The organism is Allobosea sp. Root670, from assembly GCF_001429415.1.
Lineage (GTDB): Bacteria > Pseudomonadota > Alphaproteobacteria > Rhizobiales > Beijerinckiaceae > Allobosea > Allobosea robiniae.
Window position 1 is genome coordinate 1 of record NZ_LMJU01000007.1, and the last position, 213, is coordinate 213.

The 213-nt window shown below is 67.1% G+C and carries 1 protein-coding gene; it reads right to left on the reverse strand.

The window, feature by feature from the left end; genetic code table 11:
* On the reverse strand, nucleotides 1-213 hold a 213-nt coding region (locus tag ASE61_RS27105; protein WP_244492770.1), incomplete at both ends, for a DNA translocase FtsK.

A 213-nucleotide genomic window follows, 5' to 3' on the forward strand; every position in this document is an offset into this window, starting at 1 on the left:
GAGGCGGCGCGGTTGTAGCCGATCTGGAGGCGGCGCTGGATATAGGAGGTCGAGGCCTTCTTGTCCCGCAGCACGACCGCCACAGCCTGCTCGTAGGGGTCGTCGCTCTCGACCGAACCCATGCCGGTCTTGTCGAAGACGGCGCCGTCCTCGTCCTCGCCAGCCTCGTCCTCCTCGGAGGTGACGGCATCGAGATATTGCGGCCGGCCTTGC